The organism is Algibacter pectinivorans (assembly GCF_900112595.1).
Classification (GTDB): domain Bacteria; phylum Bacteroidota; class Bacteroidia; order Flavobacteriales; family Flavobacteriaceae; genus Algibacter_B; species Algibacter_B pectinivorans.
In genome coordinates this window covers 46,106-71,205 of the sequence record NZ_FOMI01000008.1, presented here as the reverse complement: position 1 = coordinate 71,205, position 25,100 = coordinate 46,106, and the positions used below count along the sequence as shown (strand labels likewise).

The window sequence follows — 25,100 nt, the reverse complement described above, 5'->3', positions numbered from 1 at the left end:
TTAAATTTTAGCGTTTAGACTTATTTAGCCATTAAAGATACTGTTTGCAAATCTTTGGCCATAGATGACGCCCCAACAGAAATTGTAAAAGTACCAGGTTCTACTACTTTTTTCATTTCTTGATTTAAAACATTAAGCTCGTTAAAACCTAGATTAAAAGTAACAGTTTTAGTTTCGCCTGGTTTTAAAGTAATGCGCTTAAATCCTTTTAGCATTTTAAGATAACGTCCTACAGAAGCATAGTCATCTCGAACATACATTTGTACTACCTCATCACCTAAAACATCTCCTGTATTAGTTACTTCAACAGATACTGTTGTTGATCCATCAATACTAATAGTTGGGTTTTCAAGTTTTGGTGCACCGTACTTAAATGTGGTATAACTTAGCCCATAGCCAAAAGGAAATAAAGGCGATTTATCGGCATCTTTATATAATCCTTTACCAGAACCAATAAAATCTGGACGCTCTAAATACGTTACCGGAACTTGACCTACAGATCTTGGAAAAGAAACGGTAAGTTTCCCTCCTGGATTAACATCGCCAAAAATAGCATCGGCAATAGCATCACCAGATCGCATTCCTAAATACCAAGTCTCTAAAATAGAAGGTACATTTTCTGCTATATAATTTATAGTTAATGGACGTCCATTAATTAAAACAACAATTACTGGTTTTCCTGTTTTATGTATAGCCTCTACTAATTCATTTTGAACCCCGTATAAATCTAAATCGGCACGATCTACACCTTCGCCACCCGTTTTACGAGAGCCACCAACCACAAGTACAACCGCGTCTGATTTATTTGCTGCTGCAATAGCTTCTGAAAATCCTTCTTTGGAATTGCTTAACAAATCGCAACCTTTGGCATAATTTATCTTTACTTTCCCTTTAGTTTTACTTGTTAACCCTTCTAATACAGACGTATAATATGGTGGCAATCCAGAATAACCACCTAGTAAAGTATATGTTCCTTTTTCAGGTTGCTCTTCATGTGCGTTAGGACCAATTACCGCTAAGGATTTTATACCGTTAATGTCTAAAGGCAAAAGATTGTTATCATTCTTTAATAAAATGATTGCTTTTTTTGCCATTTCATAAGAAAACTCTTGATGCTCTTTTCTTCCCGCATTTACAGTTTTAGTATCAATCTCTTTTGGTTCCTCATCAAATAAACCTAATTTATATTTTGCGGTTAAAATACGAGATGTGGCCTTATCAATATATTTTACTAATTCCGGATTCTTCGTAATTGTATCTTTTAATACGTTTGAATGATATGAAGATAGGTCTACGCTTTTTCCAATAACTAAATCCATATCCACACCAGCTTTTAAACCTAATATTGCTGACTCTGTTCTAGATTCTGAAATAAAATGCATGGTCTCCAATCGTGCAACATCATTATTATCGGAAACAATAAAACCATCAAACCCTAATTCATCTCTTAAAATATCCTTTAGTAACCAAGTATTCATATGGTTTGGAACTCCATTATAATCTTGATGCCCAGGCATTATAGATCCTACCTTTGCTTCTTTTATAGCAGCTTCAAAAGGAGGCAGATAAATTTCTCGTAATCGACGTTCGGACATATCGCTAAAACCACCATTAATACCGCGTCTATTTTCCGGATAACCTATAAAATGCTTAGCCGTTGCAATAACATGATTCTCATCATACTGCTCCTCGCCTGTACCTTGTAACCCCTCAATAAATGCAACACCCATTCTAGACACTAAATATGGGTCTTCGCCATAAGATTCTTCTACCCTACCATACCTTGGGTCACCAGAAATCACATCTAAATTAGGGGAATAGCAATGTGTAACACCTAAAGCACGTGCTTCCATCGCTGTTTGAGAGGCCATTTTTTTTACTAACTCGGGTTGCCAAGTAGAAGCTGCGGCTATAGCTTGAGGATACGCAGTTGTATTTCCATAATAATCTAAAACTAGCCACAAACCATGTAGTGCTTCTCCATACTTCATGAACGGAATTCCTAATCTGTTATTTGCAGGAGCATCTTGCGTCATTTCTGCTATTTTTTCGTCTAAGGTCATTTGACTTATAAGACCCTCTACTTTTTTAGCAATTTCAGAATCCGACTGTCCTTTATTTTGTGCAGTTGCTTTATATGAATTACAACTTAAAAATGAGACAACAAAACATCCTACTAATAATAACTTCTTCATAAATTCACTTTTATTTTAATTAACTATTCAAAATTTCTTATGCCTGGAACAATTTTCATTTCTATTTCATCCTTGTTTTCGGGCCATTTTAATATGATTAACTTTTGGGTATTAGAATCCCAAATAAAATTTGTTGGATCGACACCTTTCGCTAATTTATAAATTTCAAGACCAACATTTTTTAAAGGGTTATAATATAAAACTGACTGATTGCCTATTAAAACAGAAAACCCATCTGGATAATGCCTATTGGCACCAATAAATATTTTGGATGCGCCTTTACTATTATCTGGCCTTAATTTAACATCTAAACTTCTTGTAGCATGATTGAATAGAAACGATTGAATATCTCCTGCAATAACTTGTGGAAAAGGTCGTGATATTACATCTGTAATATACTTACGTTCAACGGTACCTGCATCGGTACTATCGCTAAAAATAGACCATGTTGAAGGACCACCCGGCAAAAAATGTTGCATGGTACGATTACCTAAAAACCAAGCTTTAATTGAGCCTACCCCCATCTTATCGAATACCTCTGCTGTTCGTATGTAAAGCTCTCTATACTTTAACTGCCCAAGTTTGCCATCTATAATAGTATCGGTTGTTGCAAAGGTAGGAAAACCCCATTCTCCTATAAGAATTGGAGCGTTTAGCATGTCTGATTCTTTATCAAAACGATCCATATTACGCTTTAAATAGTTAATATCATTTTGATATATATGTGGCGCAAAAATAATATTCTTTCTTTTTATGGGCGCCGTAATTTCAGAATATTGATTGTTGTCTACTTTCTCTCCTTTATTCATGAAGATAGACTGAAACAATGTCATTTTATCTGCGTTTATTTTTTGACTTTCATCTATAATTTTTTGATATAGCGGAATGAGATATTTATTAGTTAGTTTTTCATAAGAAATATCCATGGTTAACTTCCTAGGTTCGTTTACCACATCGTAACCTAACACCGAAGATTCCTCTGAATATCGATTCCATATCACTTTCCATGCATCAATATAGGTTTCATATTCATCCTTTTTGTTTTGCCAAAACTCTTCCCAAATAAATTTATCAACTCCATAAACTGTCATTTTAAAAATGGTTTTAATCCCATGGTTTTTACCAAGTTCTACCAGATTATCAAGCTTATTCAAATAAGTTGGATCTAATTTACCTCCCGGAAAATGACTTAGCTTACCTAATTCTAATCGTATTACTTGAAAGTTAGCTCCCATTCTAACCATTCTTGCATAGTCATCGCTATTAAAAAACACTTCCCCTTTGTGATCATTTGTATTAACCACGAAACCTCTAGGTATAATATGACGTCCGTCTTCATCTCTTAAACCATGCTTTATTTGGGCAAAAGTTGTAAAATAGGTTAATAAAAATACTCCTAGAAATAATTGGAATTTCATAAAAATTTAATAATTAAAATATAATGCAAGATAAATTTTGAATACTTAAATAGTACCCTGTACTATGCTGTATTTATAGAAAGTAACAGGTACTAAAAAAGGTCAGAATAAAACTATATTCTGACCTTAAAAAAATAAAATAACACACTAACTTCTACCTATATCCGTTATTTGTTGGATCAGACTCCAATAAATTCGGGTTGGTTTGTAATTCTTGTAAAGGAATTGGCAGTTTAACATGCCAAGCTTTAATATTGCCGGCAGGGTCCCAAAATCTATACTCTAAATCCTGCACAACATCGAATAAAATACCCCATCTAATTAAGTCGTATCTTCTATTCGCTTCACCGGCTAGCTCCCACTTACGTTCATCGTATATGGCTTCTCTAAATTCTTGCTGGCTAAGTCCTTTAATAGCCTCGGCTTCCGCTACTGTTGCATAAGCACGTTCTCTTATTTCTTTTATGTAATTGTACGCCGATGTAGGATTTCCTCCTGGACGTTCATTTTCGCACTCGGCAGCCATTAAATATACATCTGCCAAACGAAATACCATTCTATTATCAGAGTGATTAAAACGAGGTGAATCGTTAACATCCAAATTCCAAAATTTAGGCATGTAAGGAAAGTTTAATTCAAATCCTAAATAGGTATCCATTATATTTAGTGGTCGTCTTAAATCGTTTAATGGAAACTTCTCTGCAAAATCTCTAGATGCTACTTGTAATCCTGTACCATTAAAAGCTTCGTCCCTTTCTGATAATGCCTCCCGTAATGCCCCTCTTTCTGCTGAGTTTTTAGGTTCATCTCGTAAACGAGGACTAAACATACTTGGTCTCCAGTTACCATTACCAAAAACTGCTGGTAAAGTACCATCATCTCTCACTGTCCCTTCTTCAAACTGTCCTCTAATATCTTTTGCAAAATCCAAAGACCAAATAATTTCTGAATTAAATTCGTTTTTTGGATCAAAAACATCGGCATAATTAGATAATAAACTGTGCGGCGATTGATTAATAATTTCTAAACATTTATCTAACCCTAATTGCCACTCTTTTTGTTGCATTAAAATTTTGGCCTCAATTATTGCTGCTGCCCATTTTGAAGCGCGACCTCTTTCGTCTTCTACATATGTTGATTGTAAATTGGCTTGAGCAAACTGCAAATCGTCTAAAATACCACTAATAATAGTTGCTTCATCTGTTCTGCCTAAAACTTTAATTTCGTCTATTTCTAAGGCTTCTGTATAATACGGTGCATCGCCCCAAAGGTTCGTTATATGCCAATAGCTTAATGCTCTTACAAATCTGGCGTCGGCAATAATATCAGCTTGTGAAGCAGGTGAAATAGATTCATTATCTGTAACTCGATCAATAACAATATTTGCGTTATTAATTACTCTATACAAATCTTTCCAGGTATCTGAAACACTCATTTTTTGAACGGATACATCTGCTATAGCCTCGTTTAAGGAATAATTACCCATAGGTTCGAAAATATTTGCCGCACGATTGGGCTCTATAATATCGCATCCATTATCGTAAAAAACATCTAGTCCAACTTGCCCATAAAGAGAATTGTTTTTTAAAATTGCATAAACACCTGTCATAGCTTGTCTTGCATCATTTTCTGAAGCAAAAAATGTTTCGGGAGCAATTACTGCTCTTGGGTCTTCCTCTAAAAAGCTCTCACAACCAAAAAAAGCAAAAGTTATTAGGATGTATAAAAATATATGTTTTGTTTTCATTTGTGTTTGTTTTTAAAATGTTACATTTAGTCCAAGTGTTAACACTCGAGGATTAGGATAAGAACCGTCATTATAGCCTTGTGCAATATTCCCTAGACCACTTCTTCCAAAATTACTAGCTTCCGGATCAATTAATCTAAAATTAGAGAATAATAACAAATTACTACCAGAAAAATAAATGGTTGCGTTTTTAAAACTATTTAGTCCCATTTTCTCTACTGGAAGATTATAAGCCAATCTTAACGTTTTTAAACGTAGGTGCGACCCATCTTCAACATATTCGGAGTTTGGAGGCGTTCCTGTAACAGAGTCTGCTCCTGCTCTTGGTATATTAGATGTTGGATTTTCTGGTGTCCATCTATTGGCTAATTCGGCAAATTTTGTAGTTTCTCCTCTATTAAAATAATGGTTACGTGTTCTTAAATTATATACCTCGTTACCAACTGTTCCTTGAAAATAGAATGAAAAATCCCAATTTTTATATGAAAATGAGTTTTCAAACCCAAAAATTAAATCTGGTAATGGGCTTCCTAGTACAACGGCATCTTCATTTGATATAATGTTATCGCCATTAACGTCTTGAAATTTAGAACCTCCAACCACTTGAGGGTCTGTTAATCCTGATGCATCTATCTCTTCTTGACTTTTCCATGTTCCTAAAAATGGTACTCCTGTATATACAGGTACAGACTCACCTACTATTAATCGTGTATTACCAGAGCCCAAAATAGCATCTACTGTAACATCAATAAAATCGACACCACCTAGGTCTAATATTTTATTTTTATTAGACGACAATGTTAGAGTAGAATTCCAATTAAAATCCTGATTGCTAATATTTGTTGAATTTACTAAAAACTCCCAACCTTTATTTTCTAAAGAACCAACATTTTGTAATTGACTTGTAAATCCTGTTTGTCTTGGTATTGTTACATCCAATAGCAAATCATTAGTTTTTTTGTAGTAGTAGTTCAATTCTGTAAATACTCTACCCCCAAAAAGTGAGGCTTCTAATGCAATATCTAAAGAATTGGTGGTTTCCCATTTTAATTTAGGGTTTGAAGGTCGTCCTAGTGTTAACCCTGGTTGTTCCACTCCATTTAGCGTTGTGTTTGCCTCTACTAAAACACCTTTAGTTCTATAAGGCTCTATGGCTTGATTACCTGATTTACCAAAACTTGCTCTTAATTTTAAGTCTTGAAAAATTGATTGGTCTTGCATGAAAGCCTCTTCGGATATTTTCCAAGCTCCCGCAATAGATGGGTAAAATTCATATTTATTACCTTCTGCAAAAACCGAACTACCGTCTGTTCTTCCAACTAAAGTTAAAAGATATTTATCTTTGAATGAATAGTTTAGCCTTCCAAAAAAAGAAGCGATTTGAAATCCTGTAAAATCACTAGACACAACGCTTCTTGTAGGATCGGAAAACCCTAGGTTGTTAAACCCTGTAGCATCACTAGTTATGCCAAAAGCTTCGGCCTCTGCAATTTCTGTAGATACTTTTTGAAAAGAAGCCCCTGCAAGTGCCGTTACACTATGATTCTCACCAAAATCTGATTGATATTGAATAGTGTTTTCATTATTCCAGCCAGAACTCGCTACTGTTCTTACACTTGCGTTACCCAAATCATTTACAATAAGTAAATTAGGACTTTGACTAGACGTAAATCTATTTTGTTTGGTATTATTAAACTCTGGACTAAATGTAGATCTAATAATCCAGTTTTCTGCCGGCTTATACTCAAAATATAACGATGCTAATAAATTATTAGTAAAAGTTTCGTTTGTGTTTAAAGCTATATTTGCTATTGGATTAGACCATGGAGAACCTACAACGTCATCAAAACCATTAAAGGTACCATCCTCATTATAGATTGGTTGCGTACGAAGCGTTGCAAAGGCATTACCAAAACTGGCATTACCATTATCTTGTTCTATTCTAGAATAATTAACTCTAAACCCTGTTTTTACCTTATCGCTTAATTTATAATCTAAATTAGATCTAAATATATATTTTTCAATACCTGTACTTTTCACCAATCCGTCTTGGTTAAAATAGTTTAAAGACGTGTAGTAATTTAAGTTATCTGTTGCTCCAGAAATAGACACATCGGCATTATAAATTGGAGATGGGTCTAAAAGTAAGTCGAACCAATCATTATCTGGATATGTTGAAGGGTCGTTTGGAAAAGGTTCTGCTGCCGACCTAAATCTTGCACTCTCATTTGTAAACTCAATTTGTTCTGCTTGCGAAAGTAAATCTGGTAATTCTGGAACTAACTGCATACTAGTGTATAAATTTACACTTACTTCTGGTTTACCAGAACCTGCTCCTGATCCGTTCTTAGTACTTACTAACACAACACCATTTGCACCTCTTGAACCATATATGGCTATAGACGATGCGTCTTTTAAAATCTCTATAGATTTAATATCATTACTGTTAATATTATTTAAGTTAAAATTAGTACCAACAACTATACCATCAATAACCCAAAGTGGCTCATTACTACCAGTAATAGAGTTACCACCTCTTACTCTAATTACAGTACCAGCACCAGGCGCTCCACTTGTTTGCGTTACCTGAACACCAGAAGCACGACCTTGTAAAGCTTGATCGACCCTAGATACAGGAACTGCAGTTAGGTCTTCTGAACTTACAGAAGAAACAGACCCGGTTAAATCCGATTTCCTCTGTGTTCCATAACCAATAACAACAACTTCGTCTAGCGCGTTATCTTGCTGTAATGTTATATTAAAATTAGTTTGATTTCCTACTAGGATTTCTTTTGTTAGGTAACCAACATAAGAAATAACAAGAGTACTTTGGGCATCTGCGTTAATTGTAAAGTTACCATCAAAATCTGTACTAGTCCCTTTTGATGTTCCTTTTAATAAAACAGTTGCTCCAGGAAGGGGTTGTCCATCTGCAGAAACTGTGCCTGTTACAGTTTGAGCATTTAACATAGCCATACTGGACCATGCCAAAATAAGATACATAAAAGTTCTTTTTAAACTTAAACGTATACTTGATTTAATTTTTAAATTCATAAAGTTTTAGTTAATTTGTTATACAGAGTACAAAGTATTATGAATTAAGGCAAGAACCATCCTGTTGCATCCTTTAGTATCCTGCAGTGTCCTGTAAAGAGAGAGTATTATTTTTTCTTAATTACTCATGCTATTTATAATATAATGCATCGAAAATAAAAAAACTGAGGTAAGTATTAAACCTGAGTTTTTAAAATTAAAATTGTCTCGTCCTGAAATAGTGTTACACTTAACATTATTTATGAAACCATTCTATTCAAATTACAAAAAGCGCACAAAAAAAGATTACAGTTTAAGTCTAAAATTACAAATTGTTCAAGAAATAGAACAAGGTCTATTAACCACCACAGGAGCTTTAAATAAATATGGCATTCAAGCTGCTTCTACCGTTCGAACTTGGTTAAAAAAATATGGTAACTTTGATTATCAATACTCAATCCAACAAGGTATGTTTAAAACTCCAGAACAACGTATATTAGAATAAGAACAACAAGTAAAACTACTTGAAAAGCAAAAGAACAGAGCGGAGTATTTAGCAGATATAGCTAACAAAAAAGGGATACTGATTGATATGATGATTGATATTGCTGAAAAAGAGTTTAATATTCCTATCAGAAAAAAGCAAGAACCCAAGTAATAAAACACTTCTCAAATAAGCACAAACAAAGCATAACAGCTACCTGTGATTTACTTGGGGTTCATAGACAGGTTTATTATCGAGATATTCAATCCACCAAACAAAAGTATCAGCTCAGTCTTAGAGTAATAGCTTTGGTAAAGTCAAAACGACTTTTAATGCCAAAAATAGGAGCTGGAAAACTCTATTATTTGTTGGAAGATGAATTAAAACAAATCCGTGTCGGAAGAGATAAGTTATTTAAAATACTCAAAGCTAACGGACTTTTAATAAAGCCTAAAAAGAAATATCATATCACAACAAACTCCCATCATCGCTTTAGAAAGCATAAAAACAAGATTAAGGATATGGAATTTATAAGACCAGAACAAGTTTGGGTAAGCGATATTACTTTTATTGGAAATAGAATATTTAGCTTTAATTACAGATGCGTATTCAAAAAAAATTGTGGGTTACAATGTTAGTGATAGTTTAAATATAAAAGGATCTTTAGCAGCTTTAGAAATGGCTCTAAAAAATAGAACTTATCAATACTAAACTATTAAAAATCATTCTGATAGAGGACTACAATACTGGTCTAATGACTATCAAAATCTATTAAATAAAAATGATATTATACCAAGTATGATAGAGCATTATGCCCCTTATAAAAATGCTATTGCAGAACGGATTAATGGCGTGTTAAAACAAGAATTGCGATTGATAAATACAATACCTATTTGGAAATTAAAACTAAATTAGTTCAAAATACTATAAAAACATATAATAATTTTAGACCACATTTAGCTAATATATGTTGACTCCACAAGAAATGCACAATCAAAATAAGGTTAAAAGAAAACAATATAAAAACAAAAAAGGTAGTGATTTTAAATCACTACCTTAACATTATTAATTCTGTAACGCTATTTCTTAGGACGTCACATTTTATTATTTTTTTTATTGCGGAATTAATTCTATTAACTTAACACTATGTGATTCCAAATCAACTTTTAAAGTAAGCTTATCTTCAGTTTTTTGTACAATTGAGTCGGTAATAGTTTGCGCTAATTCTGCCATTGATTCATATTTGGTTAAATTAGCATTTAAAACATCTTTCCATCCATCTTCAAAACGGTCTGATGGTCTATTTCCATAAATACGTCCATTATTTTTCTCACTTACACCCGCTGCTCTAACATCTTTATACAACTCGTGCATAAAAACGCTATGAGTTTTATCAACCGTCCATTCATTCATTTTCCAACTATTACCTCCCGAAATTTGCCCTCCATTAAGTTCTGGATATAGAGTTCTTTTTCCTGATGTACTTCTAGAAGTATTATGATTATAAACTAGTAAATATATATTACCTTCCTTAGCCACAGGAATTATTCCTGCATAAGCGTTTAAATTATGTATAGATTCAAGTCTGTTACCATCTTCCATTTTTTGAAATAAGCGCATTACATTTTTTCGTCCCGCAGGCAAGTTACTTTCTTCAATTTCTTGACCCCAATCGTAAATCTCTGTTATCCTATATTTATATGCGAGATCCGCAATAGTAGCGTACCAACTTGCTCCTAATTCTGTACCATCACTTAAACTTACACCTCTTACACCATTCTCATCTCTAAGCATACCAAATTCTTGTATATCAAATGGTATGTTAGAAAATTGAGAATAACTATTAAGCTTAGCTCTATACAGCGAAGCTATTTCTGGTAAGTTAACAGTATTTTGGTCTATTTTTTCGTAATATGAAATACAGAAGAAATCCATTTTCGTTCCCTTTTCGCCTGTTGCATAGTTTGTACCAGTTGCACAATGATCTATAAGCTCGGTGGTATAAGTTGCCACATTTTCTGTAAGCAAATTCCCTGGACCGATAATGGCGTCTGGAATAACTTTTAGTACCTCATCAACAGTAATATCATAATGCTTAAAATAGTCTTCTTTTGTACCTCTCCAATGATTTGGTGTGTAATTTGGTTCAGTAGCAACTCTAAAACGCCAAGTTTTAACTTCGTTTATACCAAATTCATTAATAAGCGTTTGCAAAAAAGCATTAATATATTGCCTCCAAAGATCATAATCTATAGGTGGTTTAGAATTTCCATAGGTATCAACTATACGTTCTCCACTCATTTCCCAAGGTACATTATCCAGTACAATTCTAGGTTTAAAACCAGTTTGCATAAACCCGCGCATATCTCTAAGTAAAAGACTAAAGTCTGTGATGATTTTACCAGATGCATCTACCCCCTTATAAAAACTATTACGATTATCGGTTCTACCTCCTAAAACCCTAACCATATTATAGCTTTTTACATAGTCCTTAATAGATTCTACTGAGGCTCTAAAATTAGCGCTATTAAATCTGGTTTGATTAACCATTGGTCGTGTTGACCAAAAATTGTATAACTGACCCACAGTAGCTCCTGTATTAATAGTAACCACTTTATTAGGATCTATAACTGGTATTTCTTCCTCTTCTGTTTCTTCGATTTCTTCTACCTCAGAATTTTCCATCATTTCCTTTTCGATTTCTTCTGAGTTTGAACATGTAAAGAAAACAGAAAAAGTTAATAAGAAAACTAAAAAAAATAGTTTTCTAAATAAATTCATTGATTTCATAAGTGTACTGTTTTTTATCAAAAATAGACATTACAGTTCAAATTACTATCCTGTTCTATTAGGGTCTTGGTTTAGTAATATAAGCATATATTAAGGTTACAATGGTTAAAACACAACTTATACATGCATTAATTGTATATTTTTACATGGTTTTCGTTGGCAGATCTATATAAACTTGCGCACCTAAATAGCCGTATTTTGCCTTATTAACAGTATCTAAATTGACCACCTCACTTATTAAAATACCATTAAAATAATGCTTCATATAATAATCTTTTACTATAATATAAACTTTGTTAGAAGTGTTAGTTTTAACATTGGATTTAAGGGTTTTCACTCCAACTATAGAGTCTAACTAAAGTCTAGATTGCCAATAATTTTCCTTTACATTGTTTCTAATATTTTTTAATGTTATATTATTTGGCGATTCCTAAACTACCAGTTTTTCGTCTAAATAGGCTAATGTAGTGCGCTATTTCTCTTCGTAAGTTTTTTAACCAGTACAGCTATTCCTTATATTAATATCGCATTGATATTCTCTTAAAGTAAACGGCATATTTTCTATAAGTGTATTTCTGTAATTTATAACAATGTTTCCCGGAGCTAGTAATATTGTGTCCTAGTTTTAACTAAAACTTTTAGGGTTCTTCTTATATATAATATAAGAATTTCGTTTAAAAATGGTTTCTGGTACTACTCCTCATGTTAAAACACCATTCTTTACGGTTTTATGTATGAGTAGTGACGGATTACTTCTTACAAACCTTTCAGTTTTGTGTTGAACTTTATATTTTGCTTATACTTTGGTTTTATACCCTAAGGCACTATTACTAATACACCTTATTACACTTAAGTTATTCACTTTTTTTCGCAATGTTATTAAAAAAAGATTTGTATTAATTTGGTTTGTTTTTATAAGTTTCTCCCTTGTTTTTTAAATTCATACTTAAATATGCCATCTAATAAGTGGATTACGTTGCATGGGGCTTCCAAACTTATCTTTTTTTTGCAAATTTCGCCTATAAATCAAATCCCTTAATTCTAGTAGGGTCTATAGCATTGTAAAACGCCATTATAAGTGCGTTTTTAAAAGCTCCCTTTTACTTAACGTTTATAACACACCAATATTCCTCCATTCTAAATCCTTTCCATTAAAAATGAATTTAAATTTTGTATTATTTACAATGGTGATACAAGAAAAACTTAAGGCTAATAGTATTAGTATTACGAATTGGTATTTTATAGCACTTAATCTCATACTATAATTTAATCTATAGTTACTTTACTTTTCCACCAGTTTTCATTGGGTTGAAAATCCTTTGACAATACCTCCAAACGTTTTTTTTCTAGCGAAGGCCACTTTTTATTTATAGTATTTAAATATCTTATTTTAGCTTTTTCAGCATCATAAACTGAGTCTTTTACAGGATATTTAGCATCTACATTATTTAACCAAGACATTAAATTACGACTTAAGCTTTTAGCAATTTTAGGGTGTTTTAAAAGTAAATTTTGTTGGTCATTTTCTTCTGAAGGTAATTTAAATAATTCTTCTCGACCATCTTCCCAATAATGAATTAACTTCCAGCCATCCTGTTGTATTATTGAAGCTGGCTCACCGCCCTGATTGCCATAATGCGGATAATGCCAATATAAAGGTCTAGATAATTCTAATTGCTTTCCTTCTAACAATGGTTTAAGACTGATACCGTCTATATGTTGTTCTGGATGTAGCGGTATATTTGCAACATCTAAAAGTGTTGGATAAAAATCGGTGTTTATTGCTGGAAATTCCGTTGTAGAGCCATCATTTTTTAACCATGGCACTTTAATAAAATAGGGCTCGCGAATACCACCTTCCCATTGGTAGCCTTTTCCTCCTCTAAGCGGCAAATTACTGGTAGCGTAATGATCTCCAGAAGCTACACCACCATTATCTGAAGTAAAAACTACAATAGTATTTTCTTCTAATCCGTTATCTTTTAATGCTTTTAAAACGATACCAACAGCATCGTCCATAGTTTCAACTAATCCTGCATAAATAGGGTTGTCTTGTACTTGACGGATAGGTAATACACGCTCCATAACATAACCTGAATCTGCAACACCTAAGCTATCAGCTTTATCACGGTATTTTCTCCATTTTTTTTCTGTGGTTTGAATAGGTGCGTGTACTGCGTAAAAAGATAAAAATGCAAAAAACGACGTGTCTTTATGTTTTGAAATGAAATCTGCAGTTTCGTTAGCTAAACGCAAGGTTAAATTTTCTCCTTTTTTCTTATTGGGTAATTTTGGATTGTTCCAAGGTGAAAAAAAACCACCTCTAGGAGATCCTGCATCTATGCCAGCAATATTAATATCAAAACCATGATTTTCGGGGTATGAACCTTCACCTCCTAAATGCCATTTTCCTGCAAAAAAAGTTTTATATCCGTGATTTTTAAAAGCTTCTGCAATGGTAATATCTGCTTTAGGTAATTGCATTACATAATCGGCTGGCAATAATTTATCATATCGATTTCTTGTACGCCACGCTTCACCTGTTTTTGCTCCTATCCAATCTGTAATGCCATGGCGTGCTGTAAACTTACCTGTCATGATACTAGCGCGAGATGGACTACATACTCTACTTGCCGCGTAGCCCTGGGTAAACATCATGCCTTCATTGGCTAATTTATCTACGTTTGGAGTTTCGTAAAAGGTGCTACCCGTAATACCTAAATCGTGATAGCCTAAATCGTCTACTAGAATAAATAGAATGTTAGGTTTGGCAATTTGTTTTTGGGTTTCTTTATTTTTTTTACACCCAAATACTGACAACACCATTAAGCAAATACAGATTATTTTTGAATGATACATATTGTAAATTGGTTAAAATCTAATCGCTTACATATTTATGTGTTTATACTAAAACTTCCTTTTGACCCGCGTTAGGGATTGCAGCGGCATCCTTTTTAATACTTAACTTAAACCAAAGAAGTTTTTAAACTACACAGTAGCAGTTTGCCACGTCACTAACTCCTCGTAATGACATATTAAAAAGATATAGCGGAAAGCCCGACCCCTTGTGGGTAACGCCCAAATACTTAATTATCTATACTTATAGGCTTTTTGCTGCTTTTGGCCCATCATAATTATAAGTAAACCAATCGACATCAATATACCCTGCATCCTCTTTTTCGTTCCATGAAAAGAAGCCTAAACGATCGCCCGTCCATTTCCCGAACGCTATGGTAAACGTTGGCCCAAAAGAGTTATAGGTTTCGCCATCGAGACTATATTCGTAAGTAGCTTGGTTGCTGTTGTTTGATGTGCGAACATATAAATCGCTTCCTGTTATTTCTGGCCCTTTCGTTTTTTGCGCCATAGGATCCATATAAAACAGGTGTTTTTTTCCATTTTCGTCTACTTCTATACCCAATAAATTGAACACGCCGCCATAACGCACAAATCCTGCTAATTGGTGTGGTTGCATCCCTGAAATATCGAATTTGGCCACAGCTGTTCCTGTTGTGACACCCATAATACGCTGACTTAAGGTATTAGAAGCTCTCCAAAAATCTGAATCGGAACCATCGTTGTTTGTCCACTCGTTTATATTTGGTCCGTAGCCTTTTTCGTTTGGTAATATTTTACTTGCTTTAAGGCGTAACCACCCTGAGCGCTCAGTTAAAGACCAATGTGTGTTTCTTGGATTATGGTTCCACTCCCACTGAAACCCTAATTTAGATGATGAAAAATCATCGTCTGAACTTGGTGCTGTAATTGGGTAACCGTCTATGGGTTTTTTGTATTGCCTTACAGGTTCACCAATGCCATCATTATCTTCATCTATACCTATAATTGGCCACCCGTCAACCCAATTTACAGGTTCTAAACATTGCGGACGCCCTTGGAATGGAATGGTATCATTCTGAATCAATTGATGCATATACCACCACGATTTATCTGGCGCTTGCATTAATGCGCCTTGGCTCGCACTACGATCATTAAACGCTGTACCTTTTTCTAACACAGTTTTTACTTCGTATGGTCCATAAATACTTTCTTTGGAGCGAAGTACAATTTGCTTTCTATCGTTTTTTGGATTTTTTACACCTGGTTTGGTTGACTTGTCTCCCATGGTCCATTGTGCTAAAAAGATATACCAAGTTCCATTTATTTTATAGATTTTGGCAGCTTCGGCACCCATACCCGTGTAGACTAATTTACCTTCGCCTAGGATTTTTGTACCATCCCAACTCATTTCGTAAATTCTATTTTCGTTGCCTTCAATTGTATTAGTTGCTGCTTTTTGCTTGCCAGCTGTATTAATTATTACGTAAGCTTTGTGTGTTTCTTCATCCCAAAACACTCCCGGATCGTCTAGCACCTCAGCCTTTGGAAGCATCATAATAGGTTTACTCCAAGGGCCTTTAATATCCTTAGCTGTTGCTACCATTAAACCATGTTGGTAATCTATTTGGTAACAATACCAAGTACCTTCATGGTAGGCTAAATCGCCTGCCCAAGTACCAAAAGAATAGCCATTCATACGATCCCAATTGTATTCTGGTGCCCAAGATAAACTGTTAAACACATGCCCCACATTTGTCCAGTTTACCATGTCTTTAGATTCTAGAATAGGCATCCCTGGAGACATGTGTTGTTTTGATGTAATCATATAATACGTATCGCCTACTTGCTCGATATCAGAATCTGGATAATCTGCATTTAAAATAGGATTGATATATGTACCATCGCCTTGGTCTCCAAAGCTACCTGTTTGGGCTTGAGCAACATCTTTTGAAGCTGTTGTTTTGTTTTCTCGTTTTGAATTACAACTGACTAATGTCACTAATAAAATAATAATTAGTGGTTGTAAAACAGTGTTATATATTAGTTTCATAGTATGTATTTTAGATATTTTTAATGTCTTATAAACTTAGCTTTTAGAATACGCTATTGTGTAATCTCCCGAGCCTAAAATTACAAATCCGTCTGCTATTTTAATAGGATTATTTTGTTTAAATTCTGTAATAGGTACACCGTTTATTTTTAAACTTTCAAGTTCTGAAGGCGTCACTATAACCCTTGCTTGTGTATTGAACGGTACATTAAGTTTCATGCTTAACACCTCATTTTTTAACGTCCAAGTATTGGTAATATCGCCATAAGGTGTAGGCACTTTTACTTCCGTGTTTGTAATTGCGGTAGGAAACTCAGGGTTTACATTAAATACTTTATAACCTGGTTGGTCTTCTGATGATTTTACACCTCCTAATGATTCATAAAAATAAGCAGCAAAGCCAGAATGCATTGGGTGGTTTAAAGAGTTTGTAGGGCCTTCCATTTCTTCCCAAACAAATTGGCGTTCTGGCCATGTAGTAAAGCCTGAATTCATGACATAAGTTTGACTTGGAAAATTTGGTGTTGTTAGAATTTGGTGTGCTAAATCTGCCTTTCCGTATTTTGACAACACGGTGTAGATATATCTGTTACCGTGAATACCTGTAGAATGATGCCCGCCTTTAACTTCAACAATATCGTATGCTAACCCATTTACAATACTTTCAATATCACTTTCTGGTACTAGACCAAATTGTAAAGCTTGAACAGTTGCCGTTTGACTTTGATACCATTTGTGTTTAGTATTAGGTATTTCTACTAAAAACTCTTTGTTAAAAGCTTTTTTTAATGCTTCTTTTTCTTGTTTCATTTGGGCTTCATATGCAGCATCGTTGTTCATTCTAGCAAAAGTTTCCATAATACCTAATACATCGTAAAAATATGCATTTGCCGAAATAATAGGATCACATTCCATTGCAGAAGGATTTTTACGTCTGTCCCATCTTGGTGGACACCAATCGCCCATACCATCTTGCATAATGCCATTAATATCTTTATAATTAAGATAAAAATTAGTTAATCCCTTCATATCTTCGTAGTACTCTTTTACTATGGCTTTGTCTCCATAGAACTTGTAATTATACCATGGCAAATACATAGTGGCTACACCCCAATCTATTTTTGCGTAGGTTGATGTTCGTTTTCCCGGAGCAATCATTGTTGGTACTTGAAACTTTATCTCTGGATTATTATGTCCTTTTGTTGGTCGCATTTGTGTGCGGATGTCTTCCATATATTTTTTGTAAAAATCGTACATATCGTAATTGTAAAGCGCATACTCACAAAAAGCATGTGCATCACCCAACCATCCACATTTTTCGCGGTGTGGACAATCTTCTGGAATACCATGAACATTGTCTACAATTGTCCATTTACTAATGCTGTGCATTTTGTTTAGTAATTCATCTGAAGATGTAAAACTGCCTGTTTCTTGAATATCTGTAGCTACCAAAATTGCTTTAATCATATTAGCATCTGGCTTTGTAGAAACTCCTTTTATTTTTGCATACCTAAACCCATGATAACTAAACTTAGGCTCCCAAGCTTCTATTTCGCTACCTTTACAAATGTACTTGTAAATTTGTGCCATCCCATTTGCTCCACCTCCTGTTGATCCGGGAAAAATATCTTTTCCGTTGGTTAGTAATGCTTCGGTAGTTGTAATTTCAATTAATTGCCCCTGCTTTTCTTGCACATTTAATTTAACCCAACCTGCAATGTTTTGACCAAAATCCACAATCCAATTACCATCTAATCCTTTAAAAACCTTTTGTGGTTCAAACTCTTTTAATTTTTTAATTGGAGGAATTTGACTGGCACTTATTTTTTTTACTTGTGGTGATGCTACTTTTGCATTACCCCACTTAACATCATTGTAACCTACTGTATTCCAATCGCCTAATTCATATCGTGCGTCGTAAGTGTCTCCTCCATAAATATTATTAAATACTATTGGTCCTGTAGCTTCTTTCCAGTTTTCATCAGTATAGAAATCTGCTGATGTACCATCTTTATAATTTAATTTCACCAAACAACGTACGGTTGGTGGACCGTAAGACACTCCTTTTTTGTTAGACTCTGGATCTCTACTCCACGAAATATTTTGTCCGTAAAACCCATTTCCTACTATAATTCCGAAGGCATTTTTACCAGATTTTAATTGTTCGGTAATATCATAATTCACATAATAGGCTTGCTTATCGTAATTTGATGGTGCAGGATCTAAAACATGGTCTCCAACTTTCGTTCCATTTAAATACAACTCATAATAACCTAAACCGCATATATATACTTGCGCATTTTCGATATCTTTACTTAGGTCCATCTCATTTCTAAAATAACTAGCTGCAAAACCATCAACTGGTTTCTCTTTCTTCATGTCACCTCTTTTATAACCTCTAAAACGGTGTTCTGAAGTACGAGTATCTTTATTTAGCGTAATCCATTTTGAATCTCCCCAATTCTTAGTGTCCACCAAACCCATTTGAAATTCTTGAACCTCAGACCATCTTGAAACCATATCTTGTTCGTCCCATATTTTAACTTTCCAAAAGTATTTTTGGAGTGGTTCTAAAGATTTTCCTTGGTATTTTACAAATGTAGATTTATCGCTATTTACTTTATTTGAATTCCACAAATCTGCATCGTCTTCATTTAAATTTTCTTGAGATGAAGCAACCAAAATATGATAAGCTGATTGTGATTTATTAAAGCCTTCAACAGCTATCACCCATGAAAACACAGGTTTTTCACTTTCAATTGTTAGTGGGTTTTCTTTAAAATTGACTAATAAGCTATTGAAAGATAAAAGTTGTTTAGAAGGTATTTCTTCTTTACATGTGAAAGAAAATAACGCTAAAAATACACTGAAAAATAAATACCTTTTTTTTATCATTTTAATTGGTGTTAATTTATTTTAGTCCTATGTCTAATACTCGGAATTAAAAGTATAGGTATTAAGTAATATAATTGTCCTGTACAATACTGTTTATTAATTAAACACGCTCAAGTTTTATAGGGTATGCTTTATTTGCGTTCCATTGACACACGTATAAATTTTCATCGTTATCAACACACACATCGTGGCAATGACGAAAAATCGGTTGTTCTTGTACCATGCGTTGTAGTTTTCCTTTTTTATACTTTGGTTTAGTACCACCAGGGTTAGAAACTACTTTACCTTTGTCATCCAAAATAGTAACGAAACCAGAACCTGGGCTTGTTTTTGTAGGATGAGTTTCCATACGCCTTGAAGCATCATAGTCTATTTCTGAAGACCAACAGACTCCTGAATACAAACTATCATTATGAATAACAGGACGACAAACAAAGGCTCCAGGTAAGTCTATTTGCTCTATATACACGCCATCTAATGTAAAACGCTTAAAACAATTACTAGCTCTAGAGGTTATTAGCAATGTAGGCTCTCCTTTTCCTCTGTAATCTATACAAACACCATGTGCTGTTTGAAATTGGTTTTGGCCTGTACCATTTCCTTCTCCAATTTTTCTAATAAACTCTCCGTCTTTTGTAAATTGAAGTATGTATTGCGAACCATAACCATCGGCTATGTAAATATCTCCATTAGGTCCAATGGCACTTTCGGTAGGTTTAAATTTATCCTTTTTGTCGTAAGCTCCATATAGAGATGGGTGCCCAATAATCATTAATTCTTTTCCATCAGTTGTGGTTTTTATAATTTCTCCTCCTTTGGTATCTGCAATAAACAAAAAATCATCAGAGCCATCATTCCATAAAGATAATCCATGACCTCCTTTGTAACGCACTCCCCAAGCATCTAATAATTTACCAGATTTATCATATATTAAAACATTATTATGTGTGTCATCACCCACCATTATAAGTCTACCTTGAGAATCCATTACCATTTCATGACAATTTTTTACAGGGGTAATAGCCCTATCTAAATCTCCCCAAGATTTATGCACTTTATACTTAAAATCGCCATGACCAATAATATGGTCGTACATCTCTGGTTTAGACTTTAATATGTTAAAATGAGGCACAACTGCCAAACCTAAACTTGCTTTTGCTGTTGTATTAATAAATGTTCTGCGGTTCATATTAGACTTAGTCATGATGGAATTAAATTTTAAGCGATGTTTTCTTTTGATGATTTCATAGGATTACCAAATAAATCTAATATGGGTTTCCCTTTACCATCTGGCGTTGTATAAAATGGTCTACCTTCTATTTCATAATGGGTTTCTGGATGAACACCTAAAGCATGATAAACAGATTGATGTACTTCATCTATTACTACTGGATTCTCTATTGATGAGCAAGGTCTTTCGTCTGCAGTTTTACCATAAACTAATCCTTTTTTTACACCACCGCCCCACATTAAAATAGAACTGCCGTCTGTGAAATGACGATGCATTCCATAGTGTTTTTCGTGTTCTATAATATCTGGTTGATTCACTTGGTCTTTTACTTTTTTACCTGGTCTCCCTTCCATAATAGCATCTCGACTAAACTCACTTGCCAAAATAATAAGTGTTCTATCTAAATGACCTGTTTCATCTAAATCCTTAACAAGTTGAGCTATAGGTCTATCAATAAGCGCTTTCATTTTTTTAAGTCTCGTATGTCCATTTTCATGAGTATCCCATCCCAAAAACGGTTCGTATTCTGTAGACACACTAATAAATCGACCTCCATTCATCGCTAATCGTTTTGCCAACAAACAACCTAACCCAAAGCGTCCTGTATTATAGGTATCATAAACTTCTTTTGGTTCTTCGGATAAATCAAAAACTTTGGCTTCTGGCGAATTTAATAAACGATACGACTGCTCCATAGAACGCATTAATGACTCTCGCTGGTAATCGCTACCCTGCTCCATCACCTCGCTCTTATTTGCTAGTTCTTTATATAATTTATAACGTGCTTCAAAACGTTTAAGCGACATACCCTTTGGCGGACGTACACTTTCCAAACCACTTGAAGGGTCTGGAATTAAAAATGGCCCATATTCTGTACCTAAAAACCCTGCCGAGTGAAAAGCTTTAAGTTCTTCTGATTCCCCCATTGTAAAACGTTGTCCCATAGCAATAAAGGGCGGAATAACTGGATTTGCTGGTCCCAACTCTTTAGCTATCCAGGAACCTATATGAGGTGCTTGTACCGATTGGGGTGGTTCATAACAAGTATGCCAATGGTATTGATGACGCGTATGCAAGATATGACCTAAATCTGCAGATTTATATGAACGGATTATAGCACCTTTATCCATTACGCTACCGATACCTTCTAGTCCTTCAGAAAAATACAAATCATCAACTACAGTAGGTTTCTTAGGGAAAGTACTTAGCACTCTCTTGCTTTCTACGCCTTTTTCAAAAGGCACATAAGCTTTGGGATCAAACGTCTCGGTATGTGCCATTCCTCCTGCCATCCATAGTAAAATAACAGTATCTGCTGTAGATGCCATTTTTTGGACCTCAGGCGAACAAGAACTTAAAAAACTAAATCCTGGAATTGTAGTTGCGGCTGCTGATAAACTAGCAGCACTCATTTTTTTCAAAAAATCTCTACGTGACTTGTTTGTATCCATTTTTTTATTTTTAGTTAATAAACTGAAATTCTGGCGACATTAAAACAGACCAAAACACATCTTGTAATTGTTCTTGTTTTGGGTGCTCTCCTAGAATATTCAGTATCATTGTTTTTTCTTCATTTGAGGGTTCTCTATTTAATGCCTTATTATATAAGTTTATAACGATAGTATCGCTATCATCTCCGTATTTTTTTAACCACGATTGTGCTCCTTCCTCTAAAACCCCATTAAAAAACTCACCATTAGTAAGCTCTAAAGCCTGTAATAGCGTTGCTTGATCTTCTCTTGAGGTCGTAACAATTTCTCTACTAGGCCTTCCTAAAGCTTTCATAAACGAATGTTGTTTTACCAAACTAGCACGTGCAAATTTTTCGGTATGTGGTTTAAATGTAAAATCAAGTAGTTGTCCCCAATTTTTAAAATTTCTAGTACTGTAATTCCTAACTTTACTCCACGAACTATCATCATATTTAACCGCAACCCAATTGCCTTCTGGTAATTCACGAGAACTTACCCAGGAAGTATCAGATTTTAACAACATACTTTTACCATTTTCATAGTCTAACTTTAAAGCAAATAGTATACCTGCAGGGTTTGCAATGGCACCATTATTTTCGCCTATGATTGCTATAGTATTTTTACCCGATTTTAGATACCTTGTTACATCTATTTTATCAACGACTTTCCAATTTTCATTTTGCAATATTTTTTTTCCGTTAAGATAAAGTATATAAGAATTATCAACCGAAATTAAAACCTCTCCTTTATTAATAGTTTCTTTTGAAACATTAAACGATTTTCTAAAATATCTTTTACCAGGTTCAGGCAATACTACTCTTCCCAACTCTTGCTCTAAATGCCATATACGTATGGCTTTAATATCGTCTCCATTAGGATTAAATGCCACTTGCGGGTATAAAGGCGCAATAATTTGACTTACAGCATCCGAAAATTGTTCAGCACTTATTCGGCGCGTTACAGGACCTTTAAAGACATACTTTGCTTTTAAGTCTTCCTGTTTTTTATAATTGACCATGGGCAATTGATAAACTTTAGACGTCATGATGCTCTTAATTAAATGCTTTAAATTTGAACCAGAATCTATAAAATCTACTGATAACCAATCTAGTACCTTAGCGTCCCATGGCGCATTATCCATTTCATCTAAAGGTTCGACAATACCTCGCCCCATTAATCGATCCCAAAACCTATTCGTAATGGTTCGGTAGAGTCTCCCATTATCTCTCTGCACCATCACCTCTGATAGTTTTAACAATCTATCCTTAACGGTTTCTCCTTCAACACTCCCTAATTCTGGATATAAAAAATTAGCCTTCGCCATTTTCCCTATGGGTTTATCACACCTATTCAATTCTAATAAAGAATCAGAAAATATAGTTGCAAATCCATAAGCTTGATCTAATGTTAAGTTACTAATAAAACTGTTATGACACGACGCACATTTTACATTAACCCCCATTAAAGACTGCCCAATATTTTGCGCCGCCTGCATCTCCGTTCTTTGACTAGCATTAACAACACCTCGCCATTTTACACCTTGTATAAAACCTTCTGAACCTCTTACGGGGTTTACCAGCTCAGTTACTATTTGGTCATAAGATTTATTTTTTACTAGCGAATTGTATAACCAATGTGTAATTTGCTTTTTGCCACCTACACTATAATAGTCATTTCGTAATAAATCATTCCAAAAGCTTAACCAGTGCTGTGTGTAATTTTGATTATCGCTTAATAATGTATCTACTAATTCTTCTCTTTTATTTGGATTGCTATCATTTATAAAGCTATTTACTACATTAGGCTCGGGCAATAAACCAATAACATCCATATACGCTCGTCTTATAAAAGCTCTATCATTAATAACATCTTTCCAATCTATGTTATTTTTATCAAAATAAACATCTACTAATTTATCGATAGGATGATTAATTTCTTGAACCTTTGGCAACTCTGGTTTCACTAAAGCCAATTCTGCTTCAGGAAAAACTTTTACAGCTTTGTCGGACCAATGAGCACCTTCTTTAATCCAAAGCTTTACCAATGCTACCTCATCTTTAGTTAGTAATTTTCCTTTGGTTGGCATTACTTTTTTATTATTAGCAGGAAGAATAATACGTTTATAAATTTCGCTTTCTTCTGGTTTCCCTGGCACCACTGCTAATCCAGATTTTCCTCCTTTAAAAACCCCCGTCTTGTTTTCTAATATAAGTTCTCCTTTTTGTTTGTTTTCACTATGACATTGATAACATTTATGTGCAAAAAGTCCTCTTACTTCTAAACTTAGTTTATCTTTTTGTAATTCCGACAATTTAGCTTCCCCTTTTAATTCCGAAAGTAAGACTCCAGATTCTTTATTACTGTAAACCTCTTTATTACTTGGTAAAATTGCTGTTAAATAATCTTCGCCATGGGTTAAATTAGCACCTAAATGACCAGCTATAGTTAGTAATACAACAGTTACAAAAAGCATAAACCTATATGCCTTTAAATTAATTATAGCTTTCTTTAGAGCACGTCTTAAAACTATAGCGGTAATGAGTGCAAAAACCGCAGTAGCTATTCCAGTATATTGGTGGTTATCGACTAAATCTCCAGAATATTCATCTTGCGTTTTTAAAAACCATCCAAAAAGTGCAGAAAACACAGCAAAACCTGCACCTATATAAACCATCCAATTGATGCCTTCCCTAAGCCCTTTTCGTTTACCTCCTATAGTTCGAGTTTCTAATAGTAATGCAACAACCAAAAGACCTATTGGGAAGTGTACCAATAGAGGGTGTAAACGTCCTAAAAGTTGTAATATCCAATTTGCAGTTTCCATAGCATGTAATCAAAAATAATTTGTAAACTAATTAAGTAAAATTACAATTCTTAAATTATAAAATTATCCTGTAGCGTCTTGCTTTTTAAAATTTAATTTAAAAAATATATTTAGTACACTATT

General features: G+C 34.2%; 14 protein-coding genes. 2 read left to right on the top strand and 12 right to left on the bottom strand.

The annotated features are described in order from the left end of the window. Window positions 1–20: 20 nt before the first annotated feature. The 4 genes from BMY96_RS12135 to BMY96_RS12120 form a co-directional block, all read right to left on the bottom strand. Window positions 21–2,195 (bottom strand): beta-xylosidase, encoded by a 2,175-nt coding sequence (locus BMY96_RS12135; RefSeq protein ID WP_092852546.1) that lies wholly within the window; start codon window positions 2,193–2,195, stop codon window positions 21–23. Between the two features lie 23 nt (window positions 2,196–2,218). After that, window positions 2,219–3,613, bottom strand: coding sequence for a cellulase family glycosylhydrolase (locus BMY96_RS12130; protein ID WP_245750640.1), 1,395 nt, complete (start codon window positions 3,611–3,613; stop codon window positions 2,219–2,221). 154 nt (window positions 3,614–3,767) lie between these two features. Continuing rightward, the gene (locus BMY96_RS12125) at window positions 3,768–5,360 is read right to left on the bottom strand and encodes a RagB/SusD family nutrient uptake outer membrane protein (RefSeq protein ID WP_092852542.1); all 1,593 of its coding nucleotides are present in this window, start codon (window positions 5,358–5,360) and stop codon (window positions 3,768–3,770) included. A gap of 12 nt (window positions 5,361–5,372) precedes the next feature. After that, on the bottom strand, window positions 5,373–8,414 hold the full coding sequence (locus BMY96_RS12120) for a SusC/RagA family TonB-linked outer membrane protein (RefSeq protein WP_245750638.1): 3,042 nt from the start codon (window positions 8,412–8,414) through the stop codon (window positions 5,373–5,375). 241 nt (window positions 8,415–8,655) lie between these two features. On the opposite strand from BMY96_RS12120, the gene BMY96_RS16085 reads away from it, so the two are divergent. Next, window positions 8,656–8,898 (top strand): transposase, encoded by a 243-nt coding sequence (locus BMY96_RS16085; RefSeq protein WP_217639598.1) that lies wholly within the window; start codon window positions 8,656–8,658, stop codon window positions 8,896–8,898. 311 nt (window positions 8,899–9,209) lie between these two features. Next, window positions 9,210–9,515 carry a hypothetical protein gene (locus BMY96_RS16080; RefSeq protein WP_217639597.1) on the top strand — a complete coding sequence of 102 codons (306 nt, stop codon included), beginning with the start codon at window positions 9,210–9,212 and terminating at the stop codon, window positions 9,513–9,515. Between the two features lie 475 nt (window positions 9,516–9,990). Here the strand turns inward: BMY96_RS16080 and BMY96_RS12110 are convergent, their stop codons facing one another. From BMY96_RS12110 to BMY96_RS12080, 8 genes are all read right to left on the bottom strand, one after another. Then, window positions 9,991–11,667: a GH39 family glycosyl hydrolase gene (locus BMY96_RS12110; protein WP_092852539.1), complete on the bottom strand. Its 1,677-nt coding sequence runs from the start codon at window positions 11,665–11,667 to the stop codon at window positions 9,991–9,993. Window positions 11,668–11,809: 142 nt separating this feature from the next. Then, complete coding sequence (locus BMY96_RS16160; protein ID WP_262481146.1) at window positions 11,810–11,932, bottom strand: hypothetical protein; 123 nt, start codon at window positions 11,930–11,932, stop codon at window positions 11,810–11,812. 1,001 nt (window positions 11,933–12,933) lie between these two features. Continuing rightward, window positions 12,934–14,526: a sulfatase gene (locus tag BMY96_RS12105; protein ID WP_092852537.1), complete on the bottom strand. Its 1,593-nt coding sequence runs from the start codon at window positions 14,524–14,526 to the stop codon at window positions 12,934–12,936. 241 nt (window positions 14,527–14,767) lie between these two features. Beyond that, window positions 14,768–16,555, bottom strand: a complete 1,788-nt coding sequence (locus BMY96_RS12100; protein ID WP_092852535.1) for a glycoside hydrolase family 43 protein — start codon at window positions 16,553–16,555, stop codon at window positions 14,768–14,770. 36 nt (window positions 16,556–16,591) lie between these two features. Continuing rightward, window positions 16,592–19,450, bottom strand: coding sequence for an alpha-L-rhamnosidase (locus BMY96_RS12095; RefSeq protein ID WP_245750636.1), 2,859 nt, complete (start codon window positions 19,448–19,450; stop codon window positions 16,592–16,594). Between the two features lie 100 nt (window positions 19,451–19,550). Further along, a complete protein-coding gene (locus BMY96_RS12090) occupies window positions 19,551–20,654 on the bottom strand; it encodes a 6-bladed beta-propeller (RefSeq protein ID WP_245750634.1) in 1,104 nt (367 codons plus the stop codon). Window positions 20,655–20,668: 14 nt separating this feature from the next. Next, window positions 20,669–22,132, bottom strand: coding sequence for a DUF1501 domain-containing protein (locus BMY96_RS12085; RefSeq protein ID WP_092852531.1), 1,464 nt, complete (start codon window positions 22,130–22,132; stop codon window positions 20,669–20,671). A gap of 10 nt (window positions 22,133–22,142) precedes the next feature. Further along, window positions 22,143–24,977 (bottom strand): DUF1549 domain-containing protein, encoded by a 2,835-nt coding sequence (locus tag BMY96_RS12080; RefSeq protein WP_092852529.1) that lies wholly within the window; start codon window positions 24,975–24,977, stop codon window positions 22,143–22,145. Window positions 24,978–25,100: the final 123 nt, after the last annotated feature.

Coding starts and splice junctions, on each gene's coding strand:
- BMY96_RS12135 (WP_092852546.1), bottom strand. CDS start 2,195: ATGAAGAAGTTATTATTAGTAGGATGTTTTGTTGTCTCATTTTTAAGT.
- BMY96_RS12130 (WP_245750640.1), bottom strand. CDS start 3,613: ATGAAATTCCAATTATTTCTAGGAGTATTTTTATTAACCTATTTTACA.
- BMY96_RS12125 (WP_092852542.1), bottom strand. CDS start 5,360: ATGAAAACAAAACATATATTTTTATACATCCTAATAACTTTTGCTTTT.
- BMY96_RS12120 (WP_245750638.1), bottom strand. CDS start 8,414: ATGAATTTAAAAATTAAATCAAGTATACGTTTAAGTTTAAAAAGAACT.
- BMY96_RS16085 (WP_217639598.1), top strand. CDS start 8,656: ATGAAACCATTCTATTCAAATTACAAAAAGCGCACAAAAAAAGATTAC.
- BMY96_RS16080 (WP_217639597.1), top strand. CDS start 9,210: ATGCCAAAAATAGGAGCTGGAAAACTCTATTATTTGTTGGAAGATGAA.
- BMY96_RS12110 (WP_092852539.1), bottom strand. CDS start 11,667: ATGAAATCAATGAATTTATTTAGAAAACTATTTTTTTTAGTTTTCTTA.
- BMY96_RS16160 (WP_262481146.1), bottom strand. CDS start 11,932: ATGAAGCATTATTTTAATGGTATTTTAATAAGTGAGGTGGTCAATTTA.
- BMY96_RS12105 (WP_092852537.1), bottom strand. CDS start 14,526: ATGTATCATTCAAAAATAATCTGTATTTGCTTAATGGTGTTGTCAGTA.
- BMY96_RS12100 (WP_092852535.1), bottom strand. CDS start 16,555: ATGAAACTAATATATAACACTGTTTTACAACCACTAATTATTATTTTA.
- BMY96_RS12095 (WP_245750636.1), bottom strand. CDS start 19,450: ATGATAAAAAAAAGGTATTTATTTTTCAGTGTATTTTTAGCGTTATTT.
- BMY96_RS12090 (WP_245750634.1), bottom strand. CDS start 20,654: ATGACTAAGTCTAATATGAACCGCAGAACATTTATTAATACAACAGCA.
- BMY96_RS12085 (WP_092852531.1), bottom strand. CDS start 22,132: ATGGATACAAACAAGTCACGTAGAGATTTTTTGAAAAAAATGAGTGCT.
- BMY96_RS12080 (WP_092852529.1), bottom strand. CDS start 24,977: ATGGAAACTGCAAATTGGATATTACAACTTTTAGGACGTTTACACCCT.